Raw genomic sequence first — 1,455 nt, forward strand, 5'->3', positions numbered from 1 at the left:
GCGTCGTTTTGATACATCACCGAACATGGAATTTTAAGGTAGCGTTCGGCGATATTTGCGACCAGATCGCCCTTTGTTTGTACTTGGTTTTGATAGCCTTTGGTGCCGGAGCAGTTTTCAAAGGCTACCACGTCCGCGCCCAGCTCCTCTATCTGCTTGATAACCTTCTCATACACGCCTCCGCTTGGACAGCCGGTGATGATGATCCGCTTTTTGTGTTTGGCGCCGCTCATATCTTTTTCGCGCAGAGCTTTTACGTAGGAGCGTAGCATGCGTATCTTTTCGCTTTTGTCGTAGATGTAGTCGCTCGCAAACAGCACCTGATGCATTTCGCTACCGCTAATCGGGCTTGGATTTAGCTTGCCAAGCTCCATTAGCTCGTTTAGCGCGTCTCACTCCTCGTTAAAAATCTCTATCGTCTCTTTTAGTTTTTCGTCCGTTATTTGCGTGCCGAAACGCTGCTCCAAATAGCCTTTAAACTCCCGTAGCTCTTGTGTCCAAAGCTCCAAACTGCGTTTATTTGTCATATTTGGCAGCTCTAAAACGCGGACTTCTTTGTGTTTTGCTAGCAGCTCGTACATCTTTTTCTTGCCGTCGCAGGTTGTCTCGCCGACTACTACGTCGCTGGCGTTCATATAGGGGCATTTTTTCGTTAGCGCGTAGCCGTAGCTTGCCTTGATTAGTGGGCAAAGATTACGCGGAAGCTCGGCGTGAGCGGCGTTTATCGGCCCTTCGTCCGAAGCGCACAGGCTAACTGGTACCGCGCCCGCGGCGTAAATGAGCTCCTTTGGCGAATATGTGCAAAACGTCCCCACGACGCTCATTCCTTCTGCTTTTAGATCCTGGAGTGCCATAGAATTTCGCTTTTTAAGCTCCGCAAAATCATATTTCATCTTTGCTCCTTTTTCCCATTATCGCAGCGCCCATCGCGCCGCAGTAGATTGCGTTTTTGTGAGTAAAAATTTCAGCCCCCAGATGCTCGCCTAGAAGCTGTTTAAAGAGCGGCACGTTGCTAAGCCCGCCGCTTAAAAAGTAAATTTGATTTTCCAGCCGTTTGATGAGAGAGGCGACCTTGTGCGCGGACGAGTCCACGATGGCGTAGGCGATCTCGCTCGTTTCGGCTCCGTTTGCGCTTAGCGAGACGATCTCGCTTTCGGCAAAAACAGTGCAGGTCGAGCTTAGTTTGATCGCTGGATTTTTTCGGGCGGTTTTGTAAATTTCGCTAAGCTCAAGCCCCAAGCGGCCCGCGCTGATCTCTAAAAATTTGCCCGTGCCCGCCGAGCATTTGTCGTTCATGATAAAATCCGCGGGCTTGCCGTTTTCGATCTTGATCGCCTTTGTATCCTGCCCGCCCACGTCGATGACGGTGCAATCAGGCTCAAACAAAAAGTGCGCGCCAAGGCCGTGGCATAAAATTTCGCTCATGCTAAGCTGCGCGTAGTCCACGCTGACGCG

The 1,455-nt window shown here is 50.7% G+C and carries 1 protein-coding gene and 1 pseudogene; both read right to left on the reverse strand.

The genetic code is table 11. From position 1 onward, the window contains the following. Positions 1-893: pseudogene (locus Q0386_RS08605) on the reverse strand (double-cubane-cluster-containing anaerobic reductase); the annotation flags it as partial. Beyond that, positions 883-1,455: acyl-CoA dehydratase activase (locus Q0386_RS08610; protein ID WP_299029824.1), on the reverse strand; the 573-nt coding region annotated here is incomplete at its 5' end. The gene Q0386_RS08610 and the pseudogene Q0386_RS08605, both read right to left, overlap by 11 nt.

The organism is uncultured Campylobacter sp. (assembly GCF_938045625.1).
GTDB lineage: Bacteria > Campylobacterota > Campylobacteria > Campylobacterales > Campylobacteraceae > Campylobacter_A.